Annotated in this window: 5 protein-coding genes; all 5 read right to left on the bottom strand. The window is 51.2% G+C overall.

Translation table 11 applies throughout. The annotated features are described in order from the left end of the window. A partial coding sequence (locus RR842_RS11095) for a phage holin (protein WP_332729768.1) occupies positions 1-216 on the bottom strand: 216 nt, incomplete at its 3' end. 106 nt (positions 217-322) lie between these two features. Then, the gene (locus RR842_RS11090; RefSeq protein WP_332729767.1) at positions 323-874 is read right to left on the bottom strand and encodes a hypothetical protein; all 552 of its coding nucleotides are present in this window, start codon (positions 872-874) and stop codon (positions 323-325) included. Positions 875-1,196: 322 nt separating this feature from the next. Beyond that, the gene (locus RR842_RS11085; RefSeq protein ID WP_332729766.1) at positions 1,197-1,613 is read right to left on the bottom strand and encodes a hypothetical protein; all 417 of its coding nucleotides are present in this window, start codon (positions 1,611-1,613) and stop codon (positions 1,197-1,199) included. A 302-nt stretch (positions 1,614-1,915) separates the two neighbouring features. After that, complete coding sequence (locus RR842_RS11080; protein ID WP_332729765.1) at positions 1,916-3,871, bottom strand: phage/plasmid primase, P4 family; 1,956 nt, start codon at positions 3,869-3,871, stop codon at positions 1,916-1,918. Next, on the bottom strand, positions 3,864-4,913 hold a 1,050-nt coding region (locus tag RR842_RS11075), incomplete at its 5' end, for a hypothetical protein (protein WP_332729764.1). The genes RR842_RS11075 and RR842_RS11080, both read right to left, overlap by 8 nt.

The raw sequence follows: 4,913 nt of genomic DNA, 5'->3' as shown, positions 1-4,913 counted from the left end.
ATCGGCAGTAATGGCTTCCGGCGTGATGCTATTGTTTTTCCAAGCTGCCCATGTACTACCGCCCACGAGTAGCAGCGCAGATACGCCTTCGTACACAATCTCCACCATCGCCTGATCGATGGCAAGCTGCGGCAATCCAACCATGGCAGCTACAGCATTGATCACTGCAACCGCAGCAATGGCTATGCGGATAATAGCTTTTTTCTTTGTGTTCATTTGAGCCCCTTATATTTTGATACTCACCTTTCAAAAAGCGTAAGCGCCAAAGGTGAGAAAGTCAGGGGATAACTAAAAAACCGCCCCGAAGGGCGGTCGACTATTTCTATGTTTCGGTTTCTGGAGCATCGTCCTTCTGACGGTTTCTCCATAGATTTACAGCTATTGTAATTCCCGGAACAGACAATAAGCCAAAGGATGCGGCATTATTGGTGATGATGAAAGCGAAGAAAGCCGTAAAGGCGAAGATGGCGTTTATCGCAAATGTAAGCACTGTTTCTAGCTTAATGTCCGCTATCGCTGCTTCCGCTATCTTATCGAGCCTTTTGGATTCATCAATAATTTTTGCATCGTTCCAGTCAGTCATCTTATGCTGCACCCACTCAGGGTACTTTTCGAAAGAAGCTGGATCAGGAAGTAAACCAGACCAGGTCCTTGTTATCATCGCTTCCGCAATAAGTTCCCGGAGCGGTTCAGGGACGGCCTCAAGAATGCTTTCTACTTTTTCAAGGTCTTCTTGCTCATCATCGAGGCGGCAACCCTCTGATCTCGTATTCCGTTCTCCATGCGTTTCTTCGCATCCTTCTGGAGTCGCTTTAGCTTCTTGCTGTTGTCCATGCCGGGGATCGTCAGCAATTCCATTGTTGTCATTGTTCACAACCTCCTCCTTTTTGCTTTCCTTTCAGCCATTCATTATACCCACTTCTAACCGAAGTCGGTATAAACTGTTAACAAAATTTTACCAATGGTTGTACACCTCCCCCATGCCCAATCAGCCACTCGCTAAGTGTCTTACCCTCGCCCTCGCTCATCCGCACCGTTATGGTTGCCTCGGCCAGCACGTCAGCCGGTGCTACCAGGGACAGGGTCCTTACCGCGCAGGCCAGGTCAGACTCGGTTTTGTAGACAACGTCGCCGCACCAGGCCTCGCGCGTGCCAGCAAATCGTATGGACCTCTTAGGTTGTTTCACCGCCCTCATTTAGTCCACCACCTTCGCGTCGTGGCTTTTTGTTTGCGGGCGCCCACAGGCTGGGCAGAAATTATCCCCCAGCTCCATATACCCACCGCAGACGCTACAACACCCCAGGCCATCTTCGTCAGCATCAACGCATTGACACTCTTCACCATATGAGCGAATGGCAAACAATTCTGCTGTTTTACTCACGTGATCTACCGCCGCTTTTAGTCCGTAAATAGTTTCTGTCCCACGCTTCAATTGAAGCTCTAAAATCGATTGAAGAGCGCCCTGCATACTGCTGGGGTACTTTTGCGTAAAAACCCATTTCACCGCTTCATCGGGCTTTCCGCTATGAACTGTGCGTAATTCCCATAGTTCCCAGCAGAGCTTGTTGCTGTAGGGGCGTATCTCGAACGTGTTACCTATTCTGTATATCATGAGCCTATATCTCCTGTTCGCATTTAGTGTGCATACCGCACGCACGCCTTGTGTATTTACCGCACATCGGACACACAGTTGCTTTTCCTGAATTAGATAGATATGTGTACCACTGACGGGTTCTTCTTGCTCGCGCCGCTGCTATGCCCAACACCCGGTTCTCTGCTTCGCGCTGGTCTCTACTGCTTCTTGCATGTGCGGCTCGACACTCATCACAACGACACCCATAGATGTAGCCTGTGTTGGTTCCGTGGCGCTGATCCTGGGGGTCGTTTAACATCTCAACGAGATATTTATCGCGCCTACCCGTCACAGCGCAACACCTCGCCCTTCACGAAGACCCGATAGGCCTTGCTCTTCTGATCCCTACCGAGTTTCAGTTTTTTAATGCCAACCTCGAAGCCGTAATGTTTTTTAGCAATCGTGGTGAAGGGGTTGTTAGCCATTGGATTGAACCCACCTGCATGGCAGTATTCCAAATACATCTTGTAGGCGTCACCCGTTGGGTTGTTAATCAGTTCATCCGCAGAAACGCACTCGAAAAACCCTATAACAGGGTTGTTGGTGCGGTGATAGTCCTCCACCTGCTGCTCAACCTTCGTTGAAGTGGTGAACTGCTTACGAACAAGTACTCGCTCCAAAGCGCGCAAACCCAGCACTATAAGTGCCTCTATTGATTCACGGCTTTGCAGCTTGTCGCCTATCTCGGGGTCGTAGTCTGCATCGTTTTCGGTGAACGATGCCTCAAACGGGATGATGGCCAAGCGCGACAGCACGGCTCCCGTATCGTCTTTGATGCGCGGTATGGTGTTGGCACTGAATAACAGCTTGGCATACGGGGCGAACCGAAACGGCTTCTCACCCTTATGCTCGGCGGTGAGCATCTCACCTGTCACGGCTTTCTTGAATTGAGCCACCAATTCTCCGCGCATGAACTCATCGCTAATATCGTCACCAATATTTGCCAATTTATTTAACAACTCTGCGGTACGAAACCGGCTCCCAATATCTTTCAGGTCAAGCGCTGCGGTGTTGCCTGCTCCGAGCAGGTTGCGCACCATGGAAAGGTACGTGGATTTGCCGTTTGAGCGATCCCCCACCAAGATGAACGACTTGCGCAATTCGTTTCTGCGGTAGAAGCAGTAGCCCACCGCTTCTTCGAGTAGCGAACGAATATCCTGGTCGCCACAGGCAAGCTTAGTGAGGGTCTTATCCAATACGTCGGAATGAGCCAGTGGGTTGTAATCCCATGGGATCATATTCGTAACCACCCTGTCAGGCGAGAACGGCAGTAACTTGCCCGTATTCAAATCATACAAACCGTTAGAGAAAGCAATTAACCCCGTTTCATCCTCAACCTTCTGTGTGTCCACAATCAAGCGGATTGTCTTCAGAGCTTCGGAACGGTGCATGCTGGCAAGCGTCGGCTCGATCTGGAGCATAGTGCGCTCGATTTCCTCGGTGCTGCACGTGTATATGCCACTCTTGTACATATGCGGCACCCCTCCAACCGAACGCATAGGGCATGTTTCCACCATGTATTCAGCAAACTTGAAATGGTTGAACTTGCCGTTAGCTATAAAGCGCGTATGAGCGTTAAAGACTTTATCGGGAAAAGCCTCATCACGCATAATCTTGTTGACCTCATCATCACCCATGACCTCCGGCAACACGCGCGAGCCTATGATTCCGATGCATTCGCGGGTTTGCTCTTTAGTAAGTCCCGCACGCCCCAGTGCAAGGATATGGGTAAACAGAGCCTCGTTGCGCCCGTCACCTTCGTGCATATCGGCAAAAATCGGTGCGCCTTTGACCGCTCGCAACCACGCAGGTGCAGGTTGATAGGCTTCCCCCTCATCCACATCCCAGATAATCGGGCGCACCTCACCTTTGAATTTTAAGACCGAGTAGCTGTTCCTCGAACCCACTTTAATATCAGCCTGGATACCACAAGCAAGGGTGGTCCCGTTGGTGCAGCGGGTGAAATACCCATCATTGAGAAATAGGAAGTGCTTGCCGCGCGTGGTCTCATACACTCGACAATTAAGCTGCATATCCTCCACGATACCCATAAGCGTTTCGCTTTGGGCTTGGTTATCAATATCAATCAGCACGGTGGATTCGGCGAGTATCCCCGCGTACTCCGGCAAGGTTTCCACCTCATCGATGCCTTTGATATTTTCGAGGTGCTCCTTGAACTTGACAAGACACGCCTTGTTTCTGGTTGGTACATAGCCCTTAAACAGCGGATCAGTCATCAATGCCCACCACCCCGTAATCACGCAGGCGTTTGGTGGCAAGGTCGATGTACCACTGCTTATCAAGCATCGGATCATCGGAGCTCAACCCTGCCATTTCCCCGTTGTCTATAAAGCAGTGCTCGGGGGTGTTGGCAAACTTCTCAACGGTGCCGCCCTCGGTCTTGACCTTGCCGATATGGGTATCCTCAACGCACGTCGAGGCAAACACGCGAAATGTCTTGTCGCTCAGTGCTTCGCCGTTGTGCCACCCATACAGGTACTTACGCGACACCTTCACGATTTTTTGGAATTCGATCAGATCGGTGGCGGCCATCACGGTTTGCTCCACCGGGGTGCCGTAAGCGAGGGCATTCACTACCGCCGTGTTGACTATGGGCAAATCGTAGTCGAGCGCACTTAGCTCCTTAACATAGGCACCCTTGCGTTCCAGCTTCCCATCCGCCTCTATCCAAAGATAGTTGTTCACGTCCTTTTGGTGTATTTCGGCAACCTGATCAAGGCCCAACCCCATACCCGTGCGCTGCTCCCACTCGTAGCAGATCGCATCGACACGATCAAAGGCCTCATCAGTGTCTTCGATTTCGATAATGAGACCGTCGGTGTTGGATTGCACCAGGGTGCAACAACCCTCCAGCTTGTCCATGAGGTCGAGCAGCATAAGTTGCCCGTTCACGCACATGAGGTTGTTGTTACGTGGATCGTAGGCTTTGTTAAACCTGTCCTTCTCAGCACCCGTGATGGCATTGAGAGCTAACTTCAGCGGCAGCTGTTCCGCACGCATGCCGCGAGCCTTGTAGTCCACCCGCTTGTCGTAGATTTCCACATAGCGCTCTGGGTTTGTTGCCGAGCCGGTAATAAGGTCGTGCTTGATAAGCAGCGACGGGTAGTAGCTGGTCACATCCACATGCAGCAAGCAACCGGTACTGTGATATTTAGGTAAGGCCCCATGCACGCCTCCCCAACCAAATCGATGGGGGCATCCGGCAACCTCGCAATCGAGGTGTAAGGTGTAGTCGTGGTTAGACGGATTCATGAACCA

It is taken from the genome of Gordonibacter sp., assembly GCF_036667095.1.
Lineage (GTDB): Bacteria > Actinomycetota > Coriobacteriia > Coriobacteriales > Eggerthellaceae > Gordonibacter.
The sequence above is the reverse complement of the archived record's forward strand: the minus strand, read 5'-3'. Positions and strand labels throughout refer to the sequence as shown.

Bases quoted from the DNA above. Each gene is read 5' to 3' on its own strand.
- RR842_RS11085 (WP_332729766.1), bottom strand. From the start codon at position 1,613: ATGATATACAGAATAGGTAACACGTTCGAGATACGCCCCTACAGCAAC.
- RR842_RS11080 (WP_332729765.1), bottom strand. From the start codon at position 3,871: ATGACTGATCCGCTGTTTAAGGGCTATGTACCAACCAGAAACAAGGCG.